General features: G+C 65.6%; 22 protein-coding genes and 1 pseudogene. 5 read left to right on the top strand and 18 right to left on the bottom strand.

Annotated elements, in window-relative coordinates; genetic code table 11:
• Positions 1 to 34: 34 nt before the first annotated feature.
• From coxB to pssA, 4 genes are all read right to left on the bottom strand, one after another.
• Positions 35 to 1150 (bottom strand): cytochrome c oxidase subunit II, encoded by a 1116-nt coding sequence (coxB, locus tag B9N72_RS13530; RefSeq protein WP_085276844.1) that lies wholly within the window; start codon positions 1148 to 1150, stop codon positions 35 to 37.
• A 220-nt stretch (positions 1151 to 1370) separates the two neighbouring features.
• On the bottom strand, positions 1371 to 1994 hold the full coding sequence (bioD, locus tag B9N72_RS13535; protein WP_085276845.1) for a dethiobiotin synthase: 624 nt from the start codon (positions 1992 to 1994) through the stop codon (positions 1371 to 1373).
• 141 nt (positions 1995 to 2135) lie between these two features.
• The gene (locus B9N72_RS13540) at positions 2136 to 3929 is read right to left on the bottom strand and encodes a 2-isopropylmalate synthase (protein ID WP_085276846.1); all 1794 of its coding nucleotides are present in this window, start codon (positions 3927 to 3929) and stop codon (positions 2136 to 2138) included.
• 224 nt (positions 3930 to 4153) lie between these two features.
• On the bottom strand, positions 4154 to 4933 hold the full coding sequence (gene pssA / locus B9N72_RS13545) for a CDP-diacylglycerol--serine O-phosphatidyltransferase (protein ID WP_085276847.1): 780 nt from the start codon (positions 4931 to 4933) through the stop codon (positions 4154 to 4156).
• Positions 4934 to 5290: 357 nt separating this feature from the next.
• Between pssA and asd the strand changes: the two genes are divergently transcribed.
• Positions 5291 to 6130 carry an archaetidylserine decarboxylase gene (gene asd / locus B9N72_RS13550; RefSeq protein WP_085276848.1) on the top strand — a complete coding sequence of 280 codons (840 nt, stop codon included), beginning with the start codon at positions 5291 to 5293 and terminating at the stop codon, positions 6128 to 6130.
• A gap of 277 nt (positions 6131 to 6407) precedes the next feature.
• Here asd and ilvC read toward each other — a convergent pair whose 3' ends face one another.
• Genes ilvC through ilvB form a run of 3 tightly spaced genes read right to left on the bottom strand, consistent with a single transcriptional unit; the run spans position 6408 to position 9747 of the window.
• Positions 6408 to 7424, bottom strand: coding sequence for a ketol-acid reductoisomerase (gene ilvC / locus B9N72_RS13555; protein WP_085276849.1), 1017 nt, complete (start codon positions 7422 to 7424; stop codon positions 6408 to 6410).
• 55 nt (positions 7425 to 7479) lie between these two features.
• A complete protein-coding gene (gene ilvN, locus B9N72_RS13560) occupies positions 7480 to 7971 on the bottom strand; it encodes an acetolactate synthase small subunit (RefSeq protein WP_008952097.1) in 492 nt (163 codons plus the stop codon).
• A 15-nt stretch (positions 7972 to 7986) separates the two neighbouring features.
• Positions 7987 to 9747 (bottom strand): biosynthetic-type acetolactate synthase large subunit, encoded by a 1761-nt coding sequence (gene ilvB / locus B9N72_RS13565; RefSeq protein WP_085276850.1) that lies wholly within the window; start codon positions 9745 to 9747, stop codon positions 7987 to 7989.
• A 228-nt stretch (positions 9748 to 9975) separates the two neighbouring features.
• Between ilvB and B9N72_RS13570 the strand changes: the two genes are divergently transcribed.
• Positions 9976 to 10491: an RDD family protein gene (locus B9N72_RS13570; protein WP_085276851.1), complete on the top strand. Its 516-nt coding sequence runs from the start codon at positions 9976 to 9978 to the stop codon at positions 10489 to 10491.
• A 105-nt stretch (positions 10492 to 10596) separates the two neighbouring features.
• Here B9N72_RS13570 and guaD read toward each other — a convergent pair whose 3' ends face one another.
• From guaD to B9N72_RS13585, 3 genes are all read right to left on the bottom strand, one after another.
• Complete coding sequence (guaD, locus tag B9N72_RS13575) at positions 10597 to 11910, bottom strand: guanine deaminase (protein WP_085276852.1); 1314 nt, start codon at positions 11908 to 11910, stop codon at positions 10597 to 10599.
• A gap of 345 nt (positions 11911 to 12255) precedes the next feature.
• Positions 12256 to 12999, bottom strand: a complete 744-nt coding sequence (locus B9N72_RS13580) for a lytic transglycosylase domain-containing protein (protein WP_234985987.1) — start codon at positions 12997 to 12999, stop codon at positions 12256 to 12258.
• A complete protein-coding gene (locus B9N72_RS13585; protein ID WP_085276853.1) occupies positions 12999 to 14714 on the bottom strand; it encodes a proline--tRNA ligase in 1716 nt (571 codons plus the stop codon). The genes B9N72_RS13580 and B9N72_RS13585 overlap by 1 nt, the downstream gene beginning before the upstream one ends.
• 286 nt (positions 14715 to 15000) lie before the next feature.
• Here B9N72_RS13585 and kup point away from each other — a divergent pair, with 286 nt between their 5' ends.
• A complete protein-coding gene (gene kup / locus B9N72_RS13590) occupies positions 15001 to 16866 on the top strand; it encodes a low affinity potassium transporter Kup (protein ID WP_085276854.1) in 1866 nt (621 codons plus the stop codon).
• A 245-nt stretch (positions 16867 to 17111) separates the two neighbouring features.
• Here kup and ampD read toward each other — a convergent pair whose 3' ends face one another.
• Together ampD and B9N72_RS21455 are read right to left on the bottom strand one after the other, a co-directional pair.
• Positions 17112 to 17660, bottom strand: coding sequence for a 1,6-anhydro-N-acetylmuramyl-L-alanine amidase AmpD (ampD, locus tag B9N72_RS21450; protein ID WP_234985992.1), 549 nt, complete (start codon positions 17658 to 17660; stop codon positions 17112 to 17114).
• A gap of 99 nt (positions 17661 to 17759) precedes the next feature.
• A pseudogene (locus B9N72_RS21455) lies at positions 17760 to 18146 on the bottom strand (GNAT family N-acetyltransferase); the annotation flags it as partial.
• A gap of 177 nt (positions 18147 to 18323) precedes the next feature.
• Between B9N72_RS21455 and B9N72_RS13600 the strand changes: the two are divergent.
• Positions 18324 to 18854, top strand: coding sequence for a hemerythrin domain-containing protein (locus tag B9N72_RS13600; protein WP_085276856.1), 531 nt, complete (start codon positions 18324 to 18326; stop codon positions 18852 to 18854).
• A gap of 280 nt (positions 18855 to 19134) precedes the next feature.
• Here B9N72_RS13600 and tal read toward each other — a convergent pair whose 3' ends face one another.
• From tal to phoB, 3 genes are all read right to left on the bottom strand, one after another.
• Positions 19135 to 20193, bottom strand: a complete 1059-nt coding sequence (tal, locus tag B9N72_RS13605; protein ID WP_085276857.1) for a transaldolase — start codon at positions 20191 to 20193, stop codon at positions 19135 to 19137.
• A gap of 96 nt (positions 20194 to 20289) precedes the next feature.
• On the bottom strand, positions 20290 to 21594 hold the full coding sequence (gene phoR / locus B9N72_RS13610) for a phosphate regulon sensor histidine kinase PhoR (protein WP_085276858.1): 1305 nt from the start codon (positions 21592 to 21594) through the stop codon (positions 20290 to 20292).
• Positions 21595 to 21603: 9 nt separating this feature from the next.
• Positions 21604 to 22293, bottom strand: a complete 690-nt coding sequence (phoB, locus tag B9N72_RS13615; RefSeq protein WP_085276859.1) for a phosphate regulon transcriptional regulator PhoB — start codon at positions 22291 to 22293, stop codon at positions 21604 to 21606.
• A gap of 418 nt (positions 22294 to 22711) precedes the next feature.
• Here phoB and B9N72_RS13620 point away from each other — a divergent pair, with 418 nt between their 5' ends.
• Positions 22712 to 23152, top strand: a complete 441-nt coding sequence (locus tag B9N72_RS13620) for an Lrp/AsnC family transcriptional regulator (RefSeq protein WP_085276860.1) — start codon at positions 22712 to 22714, stop codon at positions 23150 to 23152.
• Positions 23153 to 23414: 262 nt separating this feature from the next.
• Here B9N72_RS13620 and yedA read toward each other — a convergent pair whose 3' ends face one another.
• From yedA to B9N72_RS13635, 3 genes are all read right to left on the bottom strand, one after another.
• Positions 23415 to 24296, bottom strand: coding sequence for a drug/metabolite exporter YedA (yedA, locus tag B9N72_RS13625; RefSeq protein ID WP_085276861.1), 882 nt, complete (start codon positions 24294 to 24296; stop codon positions 23415 to 23417).
• 151 nt (positions 24297 to 24447) lie between these two features.
• On the bottom strand, positions 24448 to 25116 hold the full coding sequence (gene tolQ / locus B9N72_RS13630) for a protein TolQ (RefSeq protein ID WP_327078297.1): 669 nt from the start codon (positions 25114 to 25116) through the stop codon (positions 24448 to 24450).
• A gap of 33 nt (positions 25117 to 25149) precedes the next feature.
• A complete protein-coding gene (locus B9N72_RS13635) occupies positions 25150 to 25749 on the bottom strand; it encodes an L-threonylcarbamoyladenylate synthase type 1 TsaC (RefSeq protein ID WP_234985988.1) in 600 nt (199 codons plus the stop codon).
• Between the last annotated feature and the right edge of the window lie 58 nt (positions 25750 to 25807).

Raw genomic sequence — 25807 nt, forward strand, 5'->3', positions numbered from 1 at the left:
CCTGATTCCCCTGCCGTCGCGGTCAGGGCGGGCTTTATGCCTTGCCACCGCGCGCCGCCTTGATGTCCTTGGGTTGCACCACGTCGCCGGTATGGTTGCCCCAGGCATTGCGCTCGTAGGTGATCACCGCCGCGATGTCGGTGTCCGACAGCTGCTTGCCCCAGGCGGCCATCGCCGGGTTCCGCTTGCTGCCGTTGAGCACGATGTCGATATGCGCCGGCTTGTCCTTGGTGGCGATGGGCGAGCCATCGAGCGCCGGGAACGCGCCCGGAATCCCCTTGCCGTTGGCCTGGTGGCAGGCCACGCAGTTCTGCTGGAACACTTTCTCGCCGCGCGCCTTGAGGTCGGCCAGCGCCCACACCTTGTTGGGGTCGTCGGCACTGGCGGCTGCCAGCTTCTTCCTGGCGGCAAGCCACAGCGCGTAATCCTCCGGCGTCCGGGCGTCGACCACGATCGGCATGAAGCCATGGTCCTTGCCGCACAACTCGGCGCACTGGCCGCGGTACACCCCCGGCTTGTCGACCAGGAACCAGGCGTCGCGCACGAAGCCGGGAATGGCATCCTGCTTCACACCCAGCGACGGCACCCACCAGGAGTGGATCACGTCGTTGGCGGTGAGCAGCAGCCGCACCTTCTTGCCGGTCGGCACCACCAGCGGCTCGTCCACCTCCAGCAGGTAATGCGTGCCCTTGGCCGAAGCGCTGTGCAGCGCCTCGGTCGGCGTCGCCAGATGGCTGACGAAACCGACTCCGTCGTCGAGGTAGTCGTAGCGCCACTTCCACTGGAAGCCGGTAATCTTGATGGTCATGTCCTCAGCGCGCGTGCTCTTTTGCGCCAGCACCGCCCTGGTGGCCGGCCACGCCATGCCGACCAGGATCAGGAACGGGATCACGGTCCAGATGATTTCGACGGTGGTGTTTTCATGGAACGGCCGGGCCCGGTGCCCGAGCGATTTGCGGTGGCGCAAGATGGCGTAGAACATCACGCCGAATACCACGATGAAGATGGTGACCGTGATCAGCAGCAGCAGGCTGTGCAGGTCGTAAATCTGGCGCGCCACCGGGGTCACCGGCGGCTGGAAGGTGAAGTCGGCAGCGTAGACGGTACCGACCCCACCCAACATGGACAGCAGGATACGCTTGCCGGACATCGCGTCCCCCTTGTATACCTAGGCGGCCCACGTCGGACCGAAGCAGAAATGCCGACCTTTTAGCGCGCCGGCTATTATCGATAGTAGGAAAAAGCACCAGAAAAACAAGAACATGTCATGATGCACTGCAATATGCAGCCATGAAAAAGGCTTCGGCCAACCTTTCACGGTTGGCCGAAGCCTTGTCAGTACAGCCAGAGCACCGGCCCGGCGCCCGGCCTCAGCCTTCGTAGGGAATCTCCAGCAGCAGCGGCGCGGCGATGTGGGCCTGCAGCGTGGCAAGGTTCTCGGCGTACGCCGCCTGCTCCGGCACCACGCGGTTGGCCACCCACCCGGCCAGCGGTAGGCCGGCGGCTTCGATCGCCTGCACCGTCAGCAAGGCATGGTTGATACAGCCCAGCCGCATCCCCACCACCAGGATCACCGGCAGCTGCAGCGCCTGCGCCAGATCCCGCATGAAGAGCCGCTCGGTCAGCGGCGCGAACCAGCCACCGGCCCCCTCCACCAGCACCACATCAGCCATGGCCGCCAGCCGTTGATAATGTTCCCTGATGCGCTCCAGCGAGATGTCGACCCCAGCCTGACGCGCCGCGATATGCGGCGAGATCGGCGGCAGGAAACGGTAGGGGTTCATCAGCTCGAGATCGGTCTGCCCGGTGGCCGCCACCAGGCGCTCGACGTCGCTGTTGCGCCAGCGCCCGTCCGGCAGCACCTCGCAGCCCGACGCCACCGGCTTCATCGCCAGCACGCGCCGGCCCTCCGAGCGCCAGCGTTCGATCAGTTTCACCGCGGCATGGGTCTTGCCGATGTCGGTATCGGTCCCGGTGACGAAATAGCCTTGCATGCTGAGTCCTTGCTCGAGAGGTAGCCGTCGTGCCGATCGGCACACCCTGGACACGACAAAGGGCGACCCCTCGTGAGGGTCGCCCGGCCTGCCAATCAGGGTTGCCGATTCGCGGCTAGAAATGGTGGGGACGCGGTAACGTCACACCTCGCCTTGCGGATTAACGCGCTCCAACTTGCTGGCCAGCTTGTTGAGTGCGGAAAGATAAGCCTTGGCACTGGCGACGATCACGTCGGTATCGGCGCCCTGGCCGTTGACGATGCGGCCGTCGCGCGCCAGACGCACCGTCACCTCGCCCAGCGACTCGGTGCCCTTGGTCACGGCGTTGACCGAGTACAGCTCCAGCTCGGAATCGCTCTTGGCCACGCTCTCGATCGCCTTGAACACCGCGTCCACCGGGCCGGAACCGCTGCTGACGGCACGCTGCTCGGCCCCGCGCTCGTTGAACACGATCTCGGCCCGCGGCAGTTCACCGGTCTCGGTATTGACCTTGAGCGAGACGAACTTGAACTCTTCCTGGTCGATCGCCACCATCTCGTCCGACACCAGCGCCTGCAGATCCTCGTCGAAAATCTCGCGCTTCTTGTCGGCCAGTTCCTTGAAGCGGGCGAAGGCGGCGTTGAGCGCCTCCTCGCTGGACAGCACGATGCCCAGTTCCGCCAGCTTGGTCTTGAAGGCGTTGCGGCCGGACAGCTTGCCCAGGGTCAGACGGTTGGTGGACCAGCCCACACTCTCCGCCGACATGATCTCGTAGGTCTCGCGATGCTTCAGCACGCCGTCCTGGTGGATGCCGGACTCGTGGGCAAAGGCGTTAGCGCCGACGATGGCCTTGTTCGGCTGCACCGGGTAGCCGGTGATGGTCGACACCAGCTTGGACGACGGCACGATCTGGGTGGCATCGACGCGGGTATCGACGGCAAAGATGTCCTTGCGGGTGCGCACCGCCATCACGATCTCTTCCAGCGCGGCGTTGCCGGCGCGCTCGCCCAGACCGTTGATGGTGCACTCCACCTGGCGCGCCCCGCCCAGCACCGCGGCCAGGCTATTGGCCACCGCCATGCCCAGGTCGTTGTGACAGTGCGCCGACCAGATCACCTTGTCGCCGCCCGGGGTCTTGGCGATCAGCTCACGGAAGAACGCCTCGGTGACACGCGGCACGGCGTAGCCGACGGTATCCGGCACGTTCAGCGTGGTGGCGCCAGCCTCGATCACCGCGCCGAAGATGCGGGCAAGGAAGTCGATATCCGAACGCAAGGCGTCCTCAGCCGAGAATTCGACGTCGTCGGTATACTCGCGGGCAATCTTCACCGCCTTCACCGCCGCCTCGACTACCTGGTCCGGCGTCATGCGCAGCTTCTTCTCCATGTGGATCGGGCTGGTGGCGATGAAGGTGTGGATGCGGCCCTTGGCGGCCGGCTTGATCGCCTCGCCGGCGGCGCGCACGTCGCGCTCGTTGGCCCGCGCCAGCGAACAGACGGTGGATTCCTTGATCACTTCGGCAATGGCGTGGATGGCGTCGGCATCACCCGGGCTCGCCGCGGCGAAGCCGGCCTCGATCACGTCCACGCCCAGGCGTTCCAGCTGGCGGGCGATGCGGATTTTCTCTTCCTTGGTCATCGAGGCGCCGGGGCTCTGCTCGCCGTCGCGCAAGGTGGTGTCGAAGATGTACAAACGATCGCCCATGTTGAAACCCTTCCCTTGTCCCGGCACCGCCGCGGTGCCGCTCAGATAGTCGTTGAAGTCGAATCTTCTGCCCTGGCTGGCGGCCAGTTGCGCCAGCTTGTTCAACTGGGCGAGCGGCAGACTGCCGCGCTCGCGCCACTTGTAAATCGCCGCGCGGGAGACCGGTTCATCCGGAAACGCCGCGTTCAGCGCCTCAGCCAACTCGCTCGGTCCGCCAAAGTTGGCGATCAGACGCTCAATGTCCAATTGCATGCCCAGCTCCTGCTGCGTTATGGGTTTCACAATACTGACAGCACGACACAATGTCAAACATAAACGTCCACCGTTTCGACGAACAACTCATTTCGGTGTGTCCAACCAACAAATATTAGACATTAAGTCCAACGTAACACGACAGTAAAACGTCCATGCCTCTCCACGCATGCAAAAAAGGCGGCCAAGGCCGCCTTTTCCTCCTGCATCCCACAATGGGCTGCTTACTGCTCCGGAGACACTGCGCTGCCGCCCCCGTTCTTGCTGCGCGACAGGCCAAGCAACGCCATCACGTAGCCGGACAGGCCATAGCCGACGAAGAAACCGAACAGCACCAGCGGCGGCTTCGACACCAGCAGCAGGATCACCAGCACCACCACCAGCATGGCGACAAACGGCACCTTGCGGCGCAGGTGAATCTCCTTGAAGCTCCAGAACTTGACGTTGGTCACCATGGAGATACCCGCGAACGCGGTGAAGCCCAGCGCCACCCACGGCAGGATCGCCAGGTCGTTGTAACCGTACTCGTGGCAGATCCACACCAGCCCGGCCACCAGCGCTGCCGCTGCCGGGCTCGGAATACCGGTGAACCAGCGCTTGTCGGCGGTGCCGATCATGGTATTGAAGCGCGCCAGGCGCAGTGCAGCGCCGGCGCAATAGATAAAGGCCACCATCCAGCCCAGCTTGCCCAGCCCACGCAACATCCACTCGTACGCCACCAGGGCCGGCGCCACGCCGAAGCTGACCATGTCGGAGAGACTGTCGAACTCCGCACCGAAGGCGCTCTGGCTGTGCGTCAGCCGTGCCACGCGGCCATCCAGCCCGTCCAGCACCATGGCGATGAAGATCGCCATCGCAGCGTATTCGAAATTCTTGTTCATGCCCTGCACCACGGCGTAGAAACCGGCGAACAGCGCGGCCAGCGTGAACAGGTTGGGCAACAGGTAAATGCCCTGGCGCCGGAGCGTCGGCTTTTCCCGGCTGGGTGTGACAGAAGTCTGCATCTTCACTTTCCGCAGAATACAACGGCACCAAGGCACCGTTGCGGTTGGTATCAACGAATCGGCTTACAATCTTTGGACGGAGGGCATCGGCCCGACACGTGGCCGACGGCATGACAGCCAGGGCCGACCCCGCCGAGGACAAGTCCGCGCCGGACAAGGCACAATCAATAAAGATGCCTGCCTTACCCTCTCCAGCGGACCACACGAAGAGCGCTAACCGGTTCTTAGCCCGCTATTGTAACGCGACCGGCGCGGCGGGCGGGCAACACCTTGTCGGCCTTGCCAGCCCGCCCAGCGCGGCCGGCAGGCGAATAGGCTATACTTTGCCGCTTTGACCGAACTTTTGGGAACCCGCCCTTGTCAGAGCGCCTCTTCGTCCTGCTGCAGCACCTGCTGCCCAAGCTCCTGATCACTCGCCTGTTCGGTTTCGTCGCGCGCCAGCGCGCTGGCGCCCTGACACAGTGGATGATACGCCGCTTCATTGCCCGCTACGACGTCAACATGGCAGAAGCCGCCGCACGCCAACCCGGCGCCTACGCCAGCTTCAACGACTTCTTTACCCGCGCCTTGCAGCCCGGCGTGCGCCCACTGGCGACGACGCGGCTGGTCTGCCCGGTGGATGGCGCCATCAGCCAGTTCGGCAACATCAAACGCGACCAGATCTTCCAGGCCAAGGGCAAATCCTTCAGCAGCACCGCCCTGCTCGCCGGCGACGCGGCGCAGGCGCGCCAGTTCGACGACGGCCTGTTCGCCACCATCTACCTCAGCCCGCGCGACTACCACCGCATCCATATGCCGTGCGACGGCCGCCTGCTGTCGATGAGCTACGTACCGGGCGAACTGTATTCGGTGAACCCGGCCACGGCACGCGGCGTCGACGCGCTGTTCGCGCGCAACGAGCGCGTGGTGTGCCATTTCGACTCGCCGCATGGCCCGTTCGCGCTGGTGCTGGTGGGAGCCACCATCGTCGGCAGCATGGCCACGGTGTGGCACGGAGCGATCAACCCGCCACGCAGCGCCGACGTGCGCCACTGGGACTACCACGACCAGAACATCACCCTGAAACAGGGCGAGGAGATGGGACGCTTCCTGCTCGGCTCAACCGTGGTGCTGCTGTTCCCGCATGGACCGCTGCAGTTCAATGCCGACTGGGCGCCCGGCCGCGCGGTGCGCATGGGCGAGGCCATGGCCGACTGAGTGCCGGCGAGCCAACCGCCAGACAACACACCCAGACCAGGCTGCGCCGGCCCCGCCGGTGCAGTGGGTGCCTAGCCCACCCCACCCGCCACGCTCAAGGCGGGCATGCCAACCAGGCCACGCGCCGCATCTCACCCAGCCCCCTCTCATCGCCCACCACGTCCGGCACTGCCCCGCCGAGTGCGCCCGTACTGGAAGTATCCGCAGGCGGACGCGGCTTCCGGGCAAGAAAAAAGGCCGGGGAAACCCCGGCCTCACTAGCCAAACTGCACGTCAATCAGTTCTTGGACTGGTCCACCAGTTTGTTCTTGGCGATCCACGGCATCATTGCACGCAGTTCGGCACCTACCTTCTCGATCGGATGATCGGCGGTCAGACGACGACGAGCGGTCATGCTCGGGTAGTTGGTCTTGCCTTCCAGGATGAACATCTTGGCGTATTCACCCGACTGGATGCGGTACAGCGCTTTCTTCATCGCTTCCTTGGTGGCAGAGGTCACCACTTCCGGGCCGGTCACGTACTCGCCATACTCCGCGTTGTTGGAGATGGAGTAGTTCATGTTGGCGATGCCGCCTTCGTACATCAGGTCGACGATCAGCTTCAGTTCGTGCAGGCACTCAAAGTAAGCCATTTCCGGCGCGTAGCCGGCTTCGGTCAGGGTTTCGAAACCGGCTTTCACCAGTTCCACCGCGCCGCCGCACAGCACAGCCTGTTCGCCGAACAGGTCGGTTTCGGTTTCTTCACGGAAGTTGGTTTCGATCACGCCACCCTTGGTGCCGCCGTTGGCCGCAGCGTAGGACAGAGCGATGTCACGGGCCTTGCCGGACTTGTCCTGGTACACGGCGATCAGGGTCGGCACGCCGCCGCCCTTGACGTACTCGGAGCGCACGGTGTGGCCCGGGCCTTTCGGGGCAACCATGACCACGTCCAGGTCGGCGCGCGGCACGATCTGGTTGTAGTGCACGTTGAAGCCGTGAGCGAAGGCCAGCACCGCACCTTGCTTCAGGTTCGGCTCGATGTCCTTGCGGTACACGTCCGGCTGCGACTCGTCCGGCAGCAGGATCATGACGACGTCGGCTTCCTTCACTGCCTCGGCAACTTCCTTCACCTGATGGCCGGCGTTGACCGCCTTGTTCCACGAAGCGCCATCCTTGCGCAGGGCAACGGTAACGTTGACACCCGAGTCCTTCAGGTTCTGGGCGTGGGCGTGGCCTTGCGAACCGTAGCCAACGATGGTCACCTGCAGGCCTTTGATGATCGACAGATCGGCGTCCTTGTCGTAAAACACTTTCATTTTTGTCTTTCCCTTCAGCCGGGCGGAGACGACTCCGCCCGTATTGATCGATTTATCAGATTTTCAGAACCCGCTCACCTCGGCCAATGCCGGATGCGCCAGTACGAACCGTCTCCAGGATCACTGTGCGGTCGATCGCCTCGATAAAGGCATTCAGCTTGTCGCTCGTACCGGTCAGCTCGATGGTGTAAGTCTTTTCCGTTACGTCGATGATGCGACCGCGGAAGATATCCGCCATGCGCTTCATTTCTTCCCGGTCTTTGCCGGTAGCGCGCACCTTGATCAGCATCATCTCCCGTTCGATGTGCTCGGATTCGTTGAGGTCTATCACCTTGACCACCTCGATCAGCTTGTTGAGCTGCTTGGTGATCTGCTCGATAACGTCGTCGGAGCCGTGCGTGACGATCGTCATGCGCGACAGTGTCCGGTCCTCGGTCGTGGACACCGTCAGGGAGTCGATATTGTACGCCCGGGCCGAAAACAGGCCCACTACGCGGGAAAGAGCCCCCGCTTCATTCTCCAAAAGAATGGAAAGAATATGTCGCATTTGTCCGCCCTTCAATCAGCACAGGTTGCCGTAGTCGCGTTCGGCACCCGGCTCGTCGGTTTTCCTCATATGTGGCGGCAGGTCCATTTCGTCCAGGCCCTTGCCATTGCCAATCATCGGGTAGACGTTTTCCGACTGATCGGTACGGAAGTCCAGGAACACCAGGCGCTCCTTCAGCGCCGGGCTGAAGGCTTCGCGCAGCACCGGCTCGACGTCGGCCGGATTCTCGACCTTGAAGCCGATGTGGCCGTAGGCTTCGGCGATCTTAACGAAATCCGGCAGCGCGTCCATGTACGACTCGGAGTAGCGCGTGCCGTAGAACAGCTCCTGCCACTGGCGCACCATGCCCAGGTAGCGGTTGTTCAGGCTGATGACCTTGACCGGGGTGTGGTACTGCTTGGCGGTGGACAGTTCCTGAATGTTCATCTGGATCGAGCCCTCGCCGGTGATGCAGGCGACGGCCTTGTCCGGGTTGGCGAGCTGGGCGCCAATCGCGGCAGGCAGGCCGAAGCCCATGGTGCCGAGGCCACCGGAGTTGAGCCACTGCTTGGGCCGGTCGAACTTGTAGTACTGCGCCGCCCACATCTGGTGCTGGCCGACGTCGGAGGTGATGATGGCATCGCCGCCGGTGATTTCGTAAAGCTTCTGCACCACGTACTGCGGCTTGATCAGCTCGTCGGAGGGGGCATACAGCAGCGAATTGGGCGCACGCCATTCCTCGATCTGTTTCCACCACGCCGCCAGGGCGCCGGCATCGGGCTTCTTGCCGCCTTCCCGGAACTGTTCGAGCATGTCGCGCAGCACGTGCTTGACGTCGCCGACGATGGGCACGTCGACCTTGACGCGCTTGGCGATGGAGGACGGATCGACGTCGATGTGGATGATCTTCTTCGGCTTGGACAGGAAGTGCGACGGCACGCTGATCACGCGGTCGTCGAAGCGGGCACCCACGGCAAGCAGCACGTCGCAGTTCTGCATTGCCATGTTGGCTTCATAGGTGCCGTGCATGCCAAGCATGCCGAGGAACTGCGGATCGCTGCCCGGATAGGCGCCCAGGCCCATCAGGGTGTTGGTGCACGGCAGCCCGAGCGAGCGCACCAGCTCGGTGACTTCCTGCTCCGCCCCGCCCTGCACCGCGCCGCCGCCGACGTAGACGTAGGGGCGCTTGGCTTCCAGCAGCAGGTTGACGGCCTTGCGGATCTGGCCCGGATGGCCGCGCAGCACCGGCACGTAGGAGCGGATGCTGACGCTTTCCGGATAGTGGAACTCGGCCAGCTTCTGCGTCACATCCTTGGGGATGTCGACCACCACCGGACCGGGGCGACCGGTCTTGGCGATGTAGAACGCCTTCTTGATGGTTTCCGCCAGCTCGTTGATGTCCTTGACCAGGAAGTTGTGCTTCACGCACGGCCGGGTGATGCCGACCATGTCGACTTCCTGGAAGGCATCCAGACCGATGGCCGGAGTCGACACCTGGCCAGACAGCACGACCATCGGAATCGAGTCCATGTAGGCGGTGGCAATGCCGGTCACGGCATTGGTCGCGCCCGGACCGGAAGTGACCAGTGCCACGCCGACCTTGTCGCTGGAACGCGAGTAGGCGTCGGCGGCATGCACCGCTGCCTGCTCGTGCCGCACCAGGACATGCTTGAACTGGTTCTGCTTGAAGATGGCATCATAAATTTCTAGTACCGCGCCGCCGGGGTAGCCGAAAACAAACTCGACTCCTTCTTCCTGCAGGCAGCGGACTACGATCTCCGCGCCCGAAATCTGCATCGTTGCCTCTTTTATGTGGTGGTTTTGTCCCGTTATAGCCTCTGACCTTAGCCTATCTTGGAAAGACCGGTCAAGGGCTTTTGTGCACATGCAAAATCCACGCAAATCCAATGGTTAAGGCGCCCCCCGGGGCGGTATCCGCCGCCATCGGGCTCTGCTACCATTGCGTTCTGACAGCGTGCGGAAGAGCGCGCGCCCTCGCCCCGACCAACCGTTCCCGTTTCCGGCATGACATCTTCCCTGACCACTCCCGGCTTGACCCGTCGCCTGTGCTGCCTGCTGTACGAACTGTTGCTGATGCTGGCGGTGCTGCTGCTCGCCTCGGCCCTGTTCACCCCGCTCAAGGCCTGGCTCGGCGCCTCGTTCTGGCTCGAGCAGCTGTTCCGCCTGTTTCTGGCGGCGGTGCTGTTCGGTTATTTCGGTCTGTCGTGGGTACGGCGCGGCCAGACCGTAGCGATGAAGACCTGGCGCATCAAGCTGGTGGGGCGCGACGGCGGAACCGTGGGCTGGCCACAGGCGCTGGGGCGCTACCTGGTGGCGCTGGCACTGTTCGTCGGCCTGCCGCTATTGAGCTACCTAGGCTGGGAGCGCGCCGTTGGCCACACGCCCGAGGCGCGCTGGCTGCCGCTGCTGTGGTGGCTGATTCCGTTCCTGGCGGCGTTCCACGACAAGGAGCGCCAATTCCTGCACGACCAGCTGGCCGGCACGCGCCAGATTCTGCTGCCGCCGCGCCAGAAGGCGTAACACCGGGCAAGAACGGCACCCCGGCGCAGGGCGTAGGGTGCCGGCGCCGCCAAGACAAAGCGCTTCGGCCAACCTTCAAAGGTTGGCCGAAGCGTTTTCGTTTTCTCACTCCGCCGAGCCGGCCGCGGGCTGCAGCCGGCCCGCCACGTAGGCGGCGGCGATGGCACGGTCGTCCCCCAGGATCATCTGCACGAACAGCGCCTCCTCGATGTCCCGGACGTAGCGCATGCGAAAGTCGATCAACGGGGTGGAACGCAGGTTGAGCACCACCAGGTCGGCCTCCAGCCCGACCTCGATCGACCCCACCTTGTCCGCGATGCCCAGCGCCTCGGCACTGCCGCGCGTGGCGAGGTAGAACGCCTGCGGCGCCGACAGCGCGACACCATGCGCCTGCGCCGCCTCGTAGGCCGAGCGCATGGTCTGCAGCATCGAGAAGCTGGTGCCGGCGCCCAGGTCGGTGGCCAGCCCGACCCGCACCGGGCGCGGCACGGCGCGGGCGCGGCGCAGGTCGAAGCTGCCGGAGCCGAGAAAGGCGTTGGAACTGGGGCAGTGCGCCAGGCTGGCGCCGCTGTCGTAGAGCAGTTGCAATTCCTCGTCTGCCAGGTGCACGCCGTGACCGTACACGGCGCGCGGCCGCAACAGACCGTAGCGCTGGTAGACCGCGGTGTAGTGCGGACAGTCCGGGTGCAGCGACTTGACCCAGGCGATCTCGCCCGGCGTCTCCGCCAGGTGCGACTGGATCGCCATGTCAGGGTATTCCGCTGCCAGCGCCCCCAGCGCCTCCAGCTGCGCCACCGACGAGGTCGGCGCGAAGCGCGGGGTGATGACGTACTCGGCGCGGCCGCGGCGGTGCCAGCGTTCGATCAGCGCCTTGGACTCGGCGTAGGCGCGCTCGGCACTGTCGAGCAGTTCGGCCGGGGCGTACTGGTCCATGCAGACCTTGCCGGCCAGGAGCCGCATCTGGCGCCGGTCGGCCGCCTCGAACAGGGCGTCGACGGAGTCCGGGTGCACGGTGCAGAACACCGCCGAGCTGGTCACGCCGTGGCGCAGCTGCTCGGCGAGAAACACCTCGGCCACCGCGGCGGCGTGCGACTTGTCGGCGAACGCCTGCTCGGTGACGAAGGTGTAGTGGTTGAGCCAGTCGATCAGCTGCTCGCCGTAGGCGGCGATCATCTCGGTCTGCGGGTAGTGCACGTGACAATCGATGAAGCCGGGCAGGATCAGATGGTCCGGATAGTGGGTCACGGCGACGTCGGCGCCGAGCACGGGTAGCAGCGTCGCCGCCGGCCCGATGGCGGCGATGCTGCCCGCCTCGATCACCACCACGCCGTCCGACTCGTAAACCATGCCGGCCTCGACGCCGGCCAGCAGCGGGTCGCGGCGGAAGGTGAGCAGCGCCCCCCGAATGGCGGTTTTCATGCCGGGCTCCTTAGAACATCGTCCGTGCTTCATCATGGCAGTTCGCGCCGGCAGGCGCCCATGAAAAGCTACCGAATGGTGATTTGCAGATTGTTGGCAATCCATCTCGAGCGTAGCGAGGCCCCCTTGCAGGGCAAGGGCGGACTGCGTGCCAATCTATCGCTGGGCCAATCGAAGATTGGCCCAGCGATAGATTGGCTCAGCGAAGGATTGGGAATAGATGGGCAGGCTGCGGAATGAACTACTGAAATGGAGAGGCCCGGCTTTGCCGGTTCCTGTAACAACGCATCAAAGCACTATGCAGCAGCCTGAACGCCACCGGGCGGTGGCGTGCGGGAAGACGACTCAGTCCTGGGTGGCGCCCGACTCCAGCCGGGCGGTGCGCAGGGCCGCCGGCGGCTGCCACTGCCAATGGGCGCGCCAGGCGCCCAGCACCAGGTTGGGGTACTCCGGGCGGCCGAGGCTGCCGTTGTAACGTCCCAGCGCGCGGAACAGGTTGCCGCGCTCCAGGTCGAGGTAGTGGCGCAGGATGGTGCAGCCGTAGCGCAGGTTGGTGGTGAGTTCGAACAGGTTGTGCTCGCTGTTGCCGATATGGCGCACCCAGAACGGCATCACCTGCATCAGCCCGCGCGCGCCGGCGCCGGAGATGGCGTACTTTTTGAAGCCGCTCTCGACCTGGATCAGCCCCAGCACCAGCTGCGGGTCGAGGCCGGCGCGGCTGGCCTCGTACTGGATGGCGGTGAGCAGGCGCTGGCGCATCCAGGCATCGGGGATGCGTTTTTCCAGGCGGCGCGACATCTCGGCGAGCCAGGCCTGGCCTTCGCGCGCGTCGTCGAACACCAGCCGCGGCGCGTTGGCGTCGTTCACCGAGCGCCGCATCGCCGAGGCCACGTTGGCCGACAACGCTTCCTCGCGCTGCGCGCCGGCCCAGGCCGGCACCGCTGCGCACAGCGCCAGCGCCAGGAGAGCGGCCCGTCCCTCGCGCCTCGCCCCTTGTCTCAGCCAGCGTGCGAGCGCACCGAACGGACGACTCGGCGTCGTACGGCGCGGCCGACAAGGCGAGATGGCGGAACGAGCGGCAGCAGGCATCACTTACCCAGTTTGGCTAGCACATGCTCCAGAATAGCATCGACGGCCATGCCAGTGGCTTCGCTGTCGCGGCGGTGCTGGTATTCGACCTTGCCTTCCTTGAGGCCGCGGTCGCCGATGGTGACGCGGTGCGGCACGCCGATCAGCTCCCAGTCGGCGAACATCGCGCCCGGGCGCTCGCCGCGGTCGTCGAGGATGACGTCCACGCCGTTGGCGACGAGATCGCCGTAGAGCTTGTCGGCGGCGGCCTTGACCTCGGCCGAGCGGTCGTAGCCGACCGGGCACAGCACCACGGTGAACGGTGCGATGGCGTCCGGCCAGATGATGCCCTTGGCGTCGAAGTTCTGCTCGATGGCGGCGCCCAGGATACGGGTCACGCCGATGCCGTAACAGCCCATCTCGAAGAACTTGGGCTTGCCGTCTTCATCGAGGAAGGTGGCGTTCATCGCCTCGGAGTACTTGGTGCCGAGGTAGAACACGTGGCCGACCTCGATGCCGCGCTCGATGGCCAGCACGCCCTTGCCGTCCGGGCTCGGGTCGCCAGCTACCACGTTGCGGATGTCGGCGACGATCGGTTCCGGGCAGTCGCGGCCGAAGTTGACGCCGGTGAAGTGCTGGTCGTCCTCGTTGGCGCCGGTGATCATGTCGGCCATCTTGGCCACGGTGCGGTCGGCGTAGACCTTGCCCGGGAAGTTGACCGGACCGAGCGAACCCGGGTTGGCGCCGAAAGCGGCACGGATGGAGTCCGGGCTGGCGAAGGTGAGCGGGCTCTTCACACCAGCCAGCTTGCCGGCCTTGACCTCGTTCAGTTCGTGGTCGCCGCGTACCAGCAGCAGCACCGGCTGGCCGTCTTCGCCATCGCCGTCCACCACCACCGCCTTGACGGTCTGTTTGATGTCGACCTTGAGGAAGTCCACCAGGTCGGCGATGGTCTTGACCTTCGGCGTGTACACCTTTTCCATGGCGGCGCCGGGAGCCGGACGCTCGCCGGCCGGGGCCACGGCTTCGGCCAGTTCGATGTTGGCGGCGTAGTCGGAGTCCGGGCAGTAGATGATGGCGTCCTCGCCGGTGGCGGCGATCACCTGGAATTCGTGCGAGCGGTCGCCGCCGATGGCGCCGGTATCGGCCGCCACGGCGCGGTAGGTCAGGCCGATGCGGTCGAAGATCTTGCAGTAGGCGGCGTACATATTGTCGTAGCTGACGCCGGCGGCGTCGGCGCTGCGGTCGAAGGAGTAGGCGTCCTTCATGGTGAATTCACGGCCGCGCATCACGCCGAAACGCGGACGGCGCTCGTCGCGGAACTTGGTCTGGATCTGGTAGAAGTTCTTCGGCAGCGCGCGGTAGCTCTTCAGTTCGCCGCGGATCAGGTCGGTGACTACTTCCTCGGAGGTCGGCTGGATCACGAAGTCGCGCTCGTGGCGGTCCTTGAAGCGCAGCATCTCCTCGCCCATGGTGTCCCAGCGCCCGGTTTCCTGCCACAGCCCGGCCGGCTGCACGATCGGCATGATGACCTCGATGGCGCCGGCGCGATTCATTTCCTCGCGCACGATCGCTTCCACCTTGCGCAGGCTCTTGAGCCCCATCGGCATCCAGGAGTAGATGCCGGCGGCGGCCTTGCGGATGAAGCCGGCGCGCAGCATCAGTTTCTGGCTGACGATGTCGGCGTCGGCGGGAGCTTCTTTCAGGGTGGAGATGAAAAACTGCGAGGCGCGCATGGCGGGATGTCCTTGGAAATTCCGATAAATGGCATTGATTGTAGCGGTTTGCGCCGCCCGTGGGGAAGCGGCGCACCGCTCCCGGCCGCCGCCGGCCCTGGCGCCGTTTCCCGGCCTGTGGCAGGCTCCCGACAGAATCCCCGGCCTGCCGGGGCAATTACCGGCCGGCTCTTTGCACTGTCACGGCACAGGAGTAAGCTTCGCGCTCGTTGACCATCTACCGCACTGCAGCAACCTTCCGCGCAACACGGCTTGCTGCCATAAAAACGGCAAAAAACAGACCATTATGCAAGCACACAGCAAGCAGGCGCTGGCGGGCATCACGCTCGCCGCACTGGGCGTGGTGTACGGCGACATCGGCACCAGCCCGCTCTATACCCTTAAAGAATGTTTTGCCGGCCACGGCTTGCCGGTCACCCCGGGCAACGTGCTCGGCATCCTGTCGATGATTTTCTGGTCGCTGCTGTTCGTGGTGACGATCAAGTACGTGCTGTTCATCCTCAAGGCCGACAACCGTGGCGAGGGCGGCATCATGTCGCTGATGGCACTGGCCCGCCACGCCGCCTCGGGCAAGCGGCGCGGCCTGGTTGTGGTGCTCGGGCTGTTCGGCGCGGCGCTGTTCTACGGCGACGCCATCATCACCCCGGCGATTTCGGTGCTGTCCGCCGCCGAGGGGCTGGAAGTGATCACCCCGGAACTGGAAGCCTATGTGCTGCCGATGTCGATCGTGGTGCTGCTGGCGCTGTTCCTGATCCAGCGCTTCGGCACTGCCAGCGTCGGCATGTTGTTCGGACCGGTCATGCTGCTTTGGTTCGGCACGCTGGGCGTGCTCGGCCTGAACCAGATCGTCGCCACGCCGCAGGTGCTGGCGGCGCTCAATCCGCTGTACGCCATTGACTTCCTGGTCAAGCACGGCCACGACGCCTTCCTGGCACTGGGCGCGGTAGTGCTGGCACTGACCGGGGCCGAGGCGTTGTACGCCGACATGGGGCATTTCGGCAAGAAGCCGATCCGCCTGGCCTGGTTCAACCTAGTGCTGCCGGCGCTGCTGCTCAACTACTTCGGCCAAGGCGCCCTGCTGATGACGGACCCATCCGCGATCCGCAATCCGTTCTACCTGTTGGCACCGTCCTGGGCACTGATGCCGCTGATCATCCTCGCCACGCTCGCCACCGTGATCGCCTCGCAGGCGGTGATTTCCGGCGCCTACTCGCTGACGCGCCAGGCCATCCAGCTGGGCTACTGCCCGCGCATGGGTATCCTGCACACCTCGGCCAAGGAGATCGGCCAGATCTATATGCCGTTCGTGAACTGGGGACTGCTGGTCGCGGTGATGGTGGTGGTGCTGGCGTTCAAGTCGTCCGGCAACCTGGCTGCCGCCTACGGCATCGCGGTGACCGGCACCATGCTGATCACCACGCTGCTGGCCTATATCGTGGCGCGCGCCAATTGGCGCTGGCCGCAGCCGCTGGCGCTGGCGGTGACCTCGTTCTTCCTGGTGATCGACACCGGCTTCTTCAGCGCCAACGCGCTCAAGCTGTTCTCCGGCGGCTGGCTTCCGCTGTTGATCGGGCTCGCGGTCTTCACGCTGATGGCGACCTGGAAGCGCGGCCGCGAAATCCTGGTCGAGCGGCTGACCGAACACGCCATCCCGCTCGACAGCTTCGTCGAGAACATGGAGTCGTTCCCGCCCAGCCGGGTGCAGGGCACGTCGGTATTCCTGACCAGCACGCTGCACGGCGTGCCGCACGCGCTGTTGCACAACCTGAAGCACAACAAGGTACTGCACGAGCGCATCGTACTGCTGACGATGCACGGCGAAGACGTGCCTTACGTCGCCCCGGCGGAGCGGGTGCGCATCGCGCGCCTGTCCAATTCGTTCTGGCAGGTGGAGGCATTCTACGGTTTCCAGGAAACGCCGAACGTGCAGGAAATCCTCGATCTGTGCGCGCAGAAGGGGCTGGAGTTCGAGGTGATGGACACCTCGTTCTTCCTGTCGCGCGAGACGCTGCTGTCCACCGCCCGCCCCGGCATGGCGCGCTGGCGCGAACAGCTGTTCGTGTGGATGAGCAAGAACGCGCTCAGGGCCACCGACTTCTTCCACATCCCGACCAACCGGGTGGTGGAACTGGGCGCGCAGATCGAGCTGTAACGTTCCTCCTCCAACACAAAAAAACGGCCGCTCAGCGGCCGTTTTGTCATTCAGGGGCTGACCGGAAGCTTAGAGTCTATTCCAGTAGGCGAGCGAGCCAAGGCAGGTTGAGTGCCGCCAGCGCACAGGAACCGGAATGTACACGGAGTGCATGAGGATTCCGCATCGCTGGGCGCATCGGAGATGCGCACGCAGTCTGCCGGCGCTCAAGATGCGAAGGCGCAGCCGCCTGATGGGATAGGCTCTCACTCGGCAGGCAGGTCCACCAGTCGTCTCAGCCGCGCCCAGTCGAAGTACGGCCCCGGGTCGGTCTTGCGCCCCGGGGCGATGTGTTCGTGGCCGGTCATGCCGGTCAACCCCAGTTGCTGCTTGAGCAGGCGCGCCAGCGCGATCAGGGTGCGGTACTGGGCGTCGGCGAACGGCTCGAAGTCGCAGCCTTCCAGTTCCACCCCGAGCGAGAAATCGTTGCAGCGCTCGCGCCCGCGCCAACTCGACACCCCGGCGTGCCAGGCGCGCTCGGTGACCGGGACGAACTGCACCAGCTCGCCGTCGCGGCGGATGAAGAAATGTGCCGAGACGCGCAGGTGGTGGATGGTGGCGTAGTAGGGATGCGCCTCGGGGTCGAGGGTGTTGGTGAACAGCTGTTCCACGCCCGGCCCGCCGTAGCGGTACGGCGGCAGGCTGATGTTGTGCACCACCAGCAGTTCCGTCGCCACCCCGGCCGCGCGGGCGTCGCGGTTGGGCGAGGGGCAGTGGCGCGCCTCGGGCACCCAGCCCGCAGTGTCGAGCGACAGCGGCGGCAGCGCCGCCTCGTCGGGTGGGCGGCGGTAGCCCAGCCGCCACAGCGCCAGCCCGCCCGGCGTGTGCCAGCGCTGCTCCGGCACGAAGCCGGCCTTGCCGTAGAGGCGCAGTGCCGCGGCATTGCCCTCGGCGGTATCCACCGTGACGTGCGGCGCGACAGCCAGCAGCGCGTTCACCAGGCGGTAGCCCCAGCCCTGGCCGAAATGGGCGGGATCGACCACGATGCGCTGGATATGCACGCCGTCGCCCTCCTCCTCGTACACCAGCAGGCCGCGCAGCTCGGCGCCCTCGAACGCGGCGAGCTGGCGATAGGGGCAGGCCGTCACCGCCGCCGCGCCGTCCCACAGCAGCGGCAGGTCGGGCGGTTCGCCGAGCCACGCCAGTTCCAAGCGGTGGGCCGCCAGCTGCAGGCGGAACGCGGCTTCCGCCAAACCAGGCTCGGCCAGATCGGGAGGGCGTACGACGAAGGGTTGATCCATGGGAAGACTCTTGGTAACGAGCGAGAGACGCGGCGGCCACCACCGGGCGCACACCCCGTCATTGTGGTGCAGAAGCACGGCGCCGGCCAGTCTGCCCGGCGTTTCTTGAGCGCGGTCATGGCCCCGCGCACCGGGCTCGGGCACACTAAATACCTGCCATCCCACCAGGAACCCGCCATGCTGCGACTCGACAATCTCGGCCAGAACGCCGCCCCCAGCTTCGACGCGCCGCTGGAGATGCTCGGCGCCTGCCACGACAAGGTGCGCCACTTCTGCAGCCTGCTCGACAAGCTGCCCGGCTACCTTGCCGCACAGGGCGTCACCCCGGCGCTACAAAGCTCGGTGGCGGGCATCCTGCGCTACTTCGACGTGGCCGGCCCGGCGCACCACGCCGACGAGGAAGACGAGCTGTTCCCGCTGCTGCGCCAGCGCCTGCCGGATACCGACACGCCGCTGGCGCGACTGGCCGCCGATCACGTCATGTTCGGCCAACGTTGGCAGGTGTTGCGGCGGCAACTGCTGGCGCTGCAGGACGGCACGGCGGCGCAGGTCGACGCCGAAGCCATCCACGCCTTCACCACGCATTATCGCAGCCATGCCCAGCTGGAGGAGGACTGGCTGTTTCCGCTGGTCGCCGTCACCCTGAGCGAGGACGAGCTACGCCAGGCCGGGCAGCGCATGGCGGCACGACGGCAGCAGCCGGGCTGAGTCTTCGGCCAACCTTTTCCAACCAAAAAACGGGATGGCGCGCCATCCCGTTTTTCCTTGTATTTAGACCGCTAACTTGGAGCCCCTCCCAGTAGGCGAGCGAGCCAAAGCCCGTTCAGCGCCGCCAGCGTACAGGAACCGGAATGTATACGGAGTACATGAGGATTCCTGATCGCTGAGCCAATCCCTGCGTGCCAATCTTCGATTGGCTCAGCGATAGATTGGCACGCAGTACTGCCGGCGCTCAAGATGCGCAGGCGCAGCCGCCTGGGAGAGACTCTCAGGCAGTCAGTTCCAGCAGCGCCTGATACGACTCGACAAACAGCTTGAGACCGTCCTGCTGCAGCTTGTCGCCGACAGCGGCCAGGTCGATGCCGGAGGCGCCGACGCGGTGCAGCGTCATCATGGCGTCTTCGAGGGCTCGCGGCAGGGTCTCGGCGGCCGCGCCATGGTCGCGGAAGGCCGCCAGCGTGGCGTCCGGCACGGTGTTGACGGTTTCCTGGCCGATCAGGCTCTCGACATACAGCACGTCGGAGTAGGCGGCATTCTTGGTGCCGGTGCTGGCCCACAACAGGTACTGCGGACGCGCCCCGGCGGCGCGCAGCGCGGCGAATTCGGCACCGTGGAAGCGCTGCCGGTAGCGCGCGTAGGCCGCCTTGGCCAGCGCCACCGCCACCTTGCCCTGCAGTTCCGGCGCCAGCTGCGCATCGAGCAGGCTGTCGACGCGCGACAGGAAGAAGCTCGCCACCGCCTTGACCGGCTTGACGTCGTTGCCGTCCTCGAGGCGCTGCTGCAGGCCGGCGAGGTAGCCGTCCCACACCGCCTCGACCTGGGGCAGGCTGAACAGCAGCGTGATGTTGACGTTGACACCCTCGCGCGTCAGCGTGCGCAGCGCGTCCACCCCGGCGGCGGTGGCCGGGATCTTGATCATCAGGTTGGGTCGGGCAACCGCCTGCCACAGCCGGCGCGCCGCGGCGAGGGTGCCGGCGGCATCGTTGGCCAGCAGCGGCGACACTTCCAGGCTGACGTAGCCGTCGTCGCCGGCACTGGCGTGGTACTGCGGCGCCAGCAGATCGCAGGCGGCCTGGATGTCCGGGATCACCAGCGCCTCGTAGCACTGCTCGGCGTCCAGCGCGCGCAGTTTCAGCGCGGCCAGGTCTTCCTGATAGCGCGGATCGCTGGCGATGGCCTTGTGGAAGATGGTCGGGTTGGAGGTCACGCCGGCGATGCCGTCTTCCTCCACCAGGCGCGCCAGCGTGCCGGAGGCCAGCAGTTCACGCGACAGGTTGTCCAGCCAGATACGTTGGCCGAAGGGACGGATGGCTTGCAGGCGGTTCATGGCGTACTTCCCGGTTGGTTGAGGGGGTAATCGATGACAACAGGAAGATCATCTTAGCGCGGCACGGCGGCCCGCGCCAAGGGCAGGATCGAGCGCTCAGGCCGCTTCCGGCTCGGCCATCTGGGCGCGGTTGAACACCACGCTGAAGGTGCTGCCACGCTCCGGCTCGCTGTGCACCTCGAGGCGCGCCTGGTGGCGTGCCACCACGTGCTTGACGATGGCGAGCCCGAGCCCGGTGCCGCCGTTGCCGCGCGAGCGGCCGCGGTCGACGCGGTAGAAGCGCTCGGTGAGGCGCGGGATGTGCTCGCGCGGGATGCCAATGCCGCTGTCCTTGACCGAGAACACCAGCTTCTCGCCCTCCTCCTTCCAGCATAGCGTGACGTCGCCGCCGTCCGGGGTGTAGCGCACCGCGTTGGACACCAGGTTGCCGAACGCCGAGTGGAGTTCCTGGGCATTGCCCCACAGCCACAGCGGCGTGTCGCGCTGCAGCCGGATCTGATGACGCCCCTGCGACAGCCCCTCGGCCTCGACCATCAGCGTGTCGAGCAGCTCGCTCATGTTGACCTTCTCGTTAGCGCTGTTCTTCGGGCTGTTCTCCAGCCGCGACAGGATCAGCAGATCCTCCACCAGGCTCTGCATGCGGCGCGACTGCTCCATCATCATCGGCAGGAACTGGCGCAACAGCGCCGGGTTGTCCGGCATGTCGGAGAGCGTCTCGAGGAAGCCACCGATCACCGTCAGCGGCGTGCGCAGCTCGTGCGAGACGTTGGCGACGAAGTCGCGGTGCACCGTCTGCACCCGCTCGAGCTGGGTGATGTCGCGCGACAGGATCAGCTTGCGGGTGGAGTCGAACGGCACCAGCTGGATGCTCAGCACCCGCTCGTCGGGCTGGGAGGAGCGCAGGATCAAGGGCTGGCTGAAACTGTCCGCCTTCATATAGGCGTTGAACGCCGGCTGGCGGATCAGGTTGAAAATCTGGTTGCCGACATCGCGCTTGCGGTCGAGCCCGAAGTGCTCCACCGCCATCGGGTTGAGCCACTCGATGCGGTCGTGCTCGTCCAGCACCACCACGCCGTCCGGCATCGCCTCGCCGGCGTTGATGAAGCGCTCCACGGTTTTGGTCAGCTTGCGCTTGCTCTGGCTTTGCATCTTGCTCTGCCGATAGAGCGTGATGAACACCGTGTGCCAGGCACCGAAGCCGTCCGGCACGCGCTCGGCCGAGGGGTGCTGCAGCCAGCGCAGCAGCAGCGCCAGGTGATAGAGATGGAAGGCGAGCCAGCCGCCCAGGCCGATGCTGAGCACCAGCAGGGCGTCGAGCGCGCCGGAGGCCAACCAGAACCCCAGCCCGAGCAGCACGATGGCCACCAGCCAGAGCAGCGTACGCTGTGCAAATTCGCGCAAGAGCCTACCTCACTGTTGCGTGGAGAAGCGGTAGCCGGTACCGCGCACGGTCTGGATCAGGCCGTCGTGGCCGGAGCCTTCCAGCGAGCTGCGCAGGCGGCGGATGTGCACGTCGACGGTGCGCTCCTCGACGAACACGTGGTCGCCCCATACCTGGTCGAGCAGCTGCGCGCGCGAATGCACCCGTTCCGGGTGGGTCATGAAAAAGTGCAGCAGGCGGAATTCGGTGGGGCCGAGGTCGATCGGCTGGCCGTCGGTGCTGACGCGGTGCGTGGCCGGGTCGAGCCTGAGGCCCTTGACCTCGACCGCATCGTCGGTCATTTGCGGCGCGCGGCGGCGCAGCACCGCCTTGATACGCGCCAACAGCTCGCGCGGCGAGAACGGCTTGGTGATGTAGTCGTCGGCGCCGGTTTCCAGCCCGACGATCTTGTCCTGCTCGTCGGAGCGCGCGGTCAGCATGATGATCGGCACCTGGCGCGTGCGCTCGTCGGCGCGCAGGCGCTTGGCGATGTCGATGCCGGAGCCGCCGGGCAGCATCCAGTCCAGGAGCACCAGGTCCGGCAGAGCATTCTTGACCAGCATCAGCGCAGCCTCGGCGGTGCTGGCGCGCAGCACATGGTGGCCGGCCTGGGTCAGGTTGAACGCAATCAGTTCCTGAATGGCCGGTTCGTCTTCAACGAGCAGAATGTTCGCAGGCATGATGATCCATTGGCAGAGAGTCTGCCCAGAGGATAAGAAGCGGGGATTACAGAAATATGACATTTCCCGGGAAATGCCAAGTCACGGTAACAAAGTCGGGGGAAACAGGCAAAAAAACAGGCCTGTCGCAAGACAGGCCTTGAAGGATCGTCGTCAATACTAAAGAGAAATGACTTGAGACCGGGGACAAAGAGATCACCAGAACAGCGACCGCTCCCGACGCATCGGGCACACCTCGGGGGGTCCACGTATCCAGTCCAAGGAGCGCACCGCCATCCCGCAGGGCGGCAGCGCGCTGCCTCATCACGGGACGTATTGTACGTAGCCAGAGGGGCCGAATTAATAAGAAAACCATCGATTTACCGGGGTATAATTTTCGTTTCAACGCATATTTATGGCTAACGCCTTCGAATCAAAAGTGGACAAATTCGATCACAAGATTCTCGCTGCACTGCACGAAAACGCCCGCCTCAGCTTCGCCGAGCTGGCGCGGCGGGTGAACCTGTCGGCCCCCGCGGTGGCCGACCGTATCGACAAGCTGGAGCGCGCCGGCATCATCACCGGCTACCACGTCGGGGTCGACCTGGCGCGGCTGGGATTTCCGATCCAGTGCGTGATCGAGCTGACGGTGAAACACCTGGAGTTCTACGCCGTGCTGGAGAAACTCAAGGACGTGCCGGGCATCGTCTCGTGCGAGTCGATCACCGGCAGCAGCGGGCTGCTGCTGAAGGTGGCGGTGGACACGATGGCGGCGTTGCAGACGCTGATCGCCGAGCTGATGCAGTACGGCGACACCAAGACCTCGATCGTGATCGACACCCCGATCTCGCCGCGCCTGCCGCCGCTGCCGGTGGATTAGGGTGTGTCACCCATTGTTTCCCTCCCCACGCCGGGGCCTTTTTTTGTGCGCGACAAGGCGCGAAGCCGACGTTTTGGTATTCCAAACGAGAGCTGAGCAACACCGTGGCACACAAAAACAGGCCCGGCCCGAAGGGTTGCGCCGCGAAAGCGCCCATACGGTGTTGCCGGGCTTGGCAAGGGAGTGACCATTGCCAAGCCCGGCGCCTTGCCTGGCCGCTTTCGCGGCGGCAACGCGGAGGGAAGACAATGGATGACACACCCTAGGCCGGGCGCGGTTCATCCTTCTTCCAGCCGATCAGCACGACGCCCGCCACGATCACCCCCAGCGCGCCCAGCTCCTGGCGGCCGACCTGCTCGCCGAGAAACAGCACGCCCAGCAGCACGGCGATCACCGGGTTGACGTAAGCGTAGCTGGTGGCGGTGGCCGGGCTGACGTTGGCCAAGAGATAGAGATAGGCGCTGTAGGCGATCAGCGAGCCGAACACCACCAGGTAGCCCAGCGCCAGCCAGCCTTCGAAGGTCGGCACCGCCGCCAGGCGCTCGCCGCTCGCCACGCTGGCCAGCAGCAGCGCCATGCCCCCCATCAGCATCATCATGGCGCTCGCCATCAGCCCGCTGGGCTGCGGCAGGTGCTTGCTCCAGGCCGAACCGAGCGCCCAGCCGGCGCAGGCCAGCAACAGCAGAATGCCGCCCACCGGGCTCAGCGCCAGGCTGCTGCCCATGTTGAGCAGCGCGATGCCGGCCAGGCCCAGCACCATGCCGGCCCACTCCAGCGGGCGGGTGCGCTGCCCGAACAGCCGGGCGCACAAAGTGGTGAACAGCGGCACCGTCGCCACCATCAGCGCCGCCACGCCGGACGACACACTCTTCTGCGCCACCGTCACCAGACCGTTGCCCATGCCCGGCATCAACACCCCGAGCAGGGTGGAGCTGCCCAGCTGGCGCCAGTTCGGCAAGGCCTCGCCGCGCCACAGCAGAAACGACGCCAGCACGGTGCCGGCGATGACGAAGCGCACCCCGGCCATCAACAGCGGCGGCCACGAGTCGACGGCGACGTGGATGGCAAAGTAGGTCGAGCCCCAGATCAGGTAGAGCGACAGCAGGGCGACAAGGGTAAGAGGAGGCACGCGGCGCGGGGACATGGCAGGACATCGCATCGGAAACAGGATGACATCATCCCACTGCCGGGACGAAATACAAGGCGGGCTGATGCGACAAGACTGTTCGCGCTGGCGAACAGTGGCTTCGGCCAACCTTGGCGGCCTGGCCGAAGCCGGTATCGCGGGCAGGTTCTCAGCGCGTGGCGAGGCGCTGCAGGATGTTGGAGAACTCTTCCATGAAGGTGTCGAAACGCGACGCCAGGCGGTCGACGTCGGCGGCGAAGCGGTTGTACGCCACCACCGCCGGAATCGCCGCGAACAGGCCGATGGCGGTCGCCACCAGCGCCTCGGCGATGCCCGGCGCCACCGTCGACAGCGTCGCCTGGCCGGCGTTACCGAGGCCGATGAAGGCGTGCATGATGCCCCATACCGTGCCGAACAGGCCGATGTACGGGCTCACCGAACCGACCGTGGCGAGGAACGAGGTGTGGCTGTCGAGGCGGTCGAGTTCGCGCTGGGCGGCGGCGCGCATGGCGCGGCGCGCCCCGTCCATGATGTCGGACAGCTCGGCGCCGCTGCGGCCGCGCTGCTTGAGGAACTCGGCGAAGCCGGACTGGAAGATGCGTTCCATGCCGACCGTCTCGCCCTGCTGGCGCGCGTCCTCGTACAGGCGGTTGAGGTCGGTGCCGCCCCAGAAATTCTGCTCGAAGCTCTCGCTGTGGCGCCGCGCCGAGCGCAGCGTGCCGAGCTTGCTGATGATCAGCGTCCACGACAGCACCGACAGCAGCGCCAGCCCCAGCATGACCAGTTGCACCACCAGGCTGGCGTTCAGGATCAGGCTCATGAAAGAAATCGGTTGCAAAGCTAGTTCCTCGTTACAAACGGCGCAGGCGCTTCAGCGCAGCACGCGGCCGGTTTCAAAATCGATGATGGTGGAGGGACGGCGGCTACCGCCGATGCGTCCCGGCAACGTCAGGACCGCCGTCCCGAAGGCGCGGCGGCAAGCTTGTGCGGTTTTCAGCGACGTCTGCCCGGCGCGGTTGGCCGAGGTCGACACCAGCGCCGTCCCCAGCGCGCGGCACAGCGCCGCCGCCTCGCCGTGCGCGGTCACCCGCACCGCGATCTTGTCGTGCCGCCCGCGCAACAGCGGCGAGACGCGCGGCGAGGCCGGCAGCAACAGGGTATAGGGACCAGGCCAGTAGCGGGCAAGTTCCGCCTCCTCGGCCGCCGACAACGGGCGGATCAGCGGACGCACCTGCGCCAACGAGGCGGCGATCACGATCAGGCCCTTGTGGTTGGGGCGTGCCTTGAGCGCCAGCACGCGCCGGATCGCCGCAACATTGAACGGATCGCACCCCAGCCCAAAACAGGATTCGGTGGAATAGGCCAGCACGCCGCCCTGCTGCAGCACGGCCCTGGCACGCCGCAACAGCGCAGCGGCGGGCAGGCGCGGCAAGGCCCGGCGCCCGTGCGGCGGGGTTAGAGGACGACTCATGACGATGGGGGGGACGACAAAAGCGCCATTCTAGCAGAGCCGCCGCCACCCCGGCGGC

The organism is Pseudogulbenkiania subflava DSM 22618, assembly GCF_900177275.1.
Classification (GTDB): domain Bacteria; phylum Pseudomonadota; class Gammaproteobacteria; order Burkholderiales; family Chromobacteriaceae; genus Pseudogulbenkiania; species Pseudogulbenkiania subflava.

Bases quoted from the DNA above. Each gene is read 5' to 3' on its own strand.
- coxB (WP_085276844.1), bottom strand. From the start codon at position 1,150: ATGTCCGGCAAGCGTATCCTGCTGTCCATGTTGGGTGGGGTCGGTACC.
- bioD (WP_085276845.1), bottom strand. From the start codon at position 1,994: ATGCAAGGCTATTTCGTCACCGGGACCGATACCGACATCGGCAAGACC.
- B9N72_RS13540 (WP_085276846.1), bottom strand. From the start codon at position 3,929: ATGCAATTGGACATTGAGCGTCTGATCGCCAACTTTGGCGGACCGAGC.
- pssA (WP_085276847.1), bottom strand. From the start codon at position 4,933: ATGCAGACTTCTGTCACACCCAGCCGGGAAAAGCCGACGCTCCGGCGC.
- ilvC (WP_085276849.1), bottom strand. From the start codon at position 7,424: ATGAAAGTGTTTTACGACAAGGACGCCGATCTGTCGATCATCAAAGGC.
- ilvN (WP_008952097.1), bottom strand. From the start codon at position 7,971: ATGCGACATATTCTTTCCATTCTTTTGGAGAATGAAGCGGGGGCTCTT.
- ilvB (WP_085276850.1), bottom strand. From the start codon at position 9,747: ATGCAGATTTCGGGCGCGGAGATCGTAGTCCGCTGCCTGCAGGAAGAA.
- B9N72_RS13570 (WP_085276851.1), top strand. From the start codon at position 9,976: ATGACATCTTCCCTGACCACTCCCGGCTTGACCCGTCGCCTGTGCTGC.
- guaD (WP_085276852.1), bottom strand. From the start codon at position 11,910: ATGAAAACCGCCATTCGGGGGGCGCTGCTCACCTTCCGCCGCGACCCG.
- B9N72_RS13580 (WP_234985987.1), bottom strand. From the start codon at position 12,999: ATGCCTGCTGCCGCTCGTTCCGCCATCTCGCCTTGTCGGCCGCGCCGT.
- B9N72_RS13585 (WP_085276853.1), bottom strand. From the start codon at position 14,714: ATGCGCGCCTCGCAGTTTTTCATCTCCACCCTGAAAGAAGCTCCCGCC.
- kup (WP_085276854.1), top strand. From the start codon at position 15,001: ATGCAAGCACACAGCAAGCAGGCGCTGGCGGGCATCACGCTCGCCGCA.
- B9N72_RS13600 (WP_085276856.1), top strand. From the start codon at position 18,324: ATGCTGCGACTCGACAATCTCGGCCAGAACGCCGCCCCCAGCTTCGAC.
- tal (WP_085276857.1), bottom strand. From the start codon at position 20,193: ATGAACCGCCTGCAAGCCATCCGTCCCTTCGGCCAACGTATCTGGCTG.
- phoB (WP_085276859.1), bottom strand. From the start codon at position 22,293: ATGCCTGCGAACATTCTGCTCGTTGAAGACGAACCGGCCATTCAGGAA.
- yedA (WP_085276861.1), bottom strand. From the start codon at position 24,296: ATGTCCCCGCGCCGCGTGCCTCCTCTTACCCTTGTCGCCCTGCTGTCG.
- B9N72_RS13635 (WP_234985988.1), bottom strand. From the start codon at position 25,749: ATGAGTCGTCCTCTAACCCCGCCGCACGGGCGCCGGGCCTTGCCGCGC.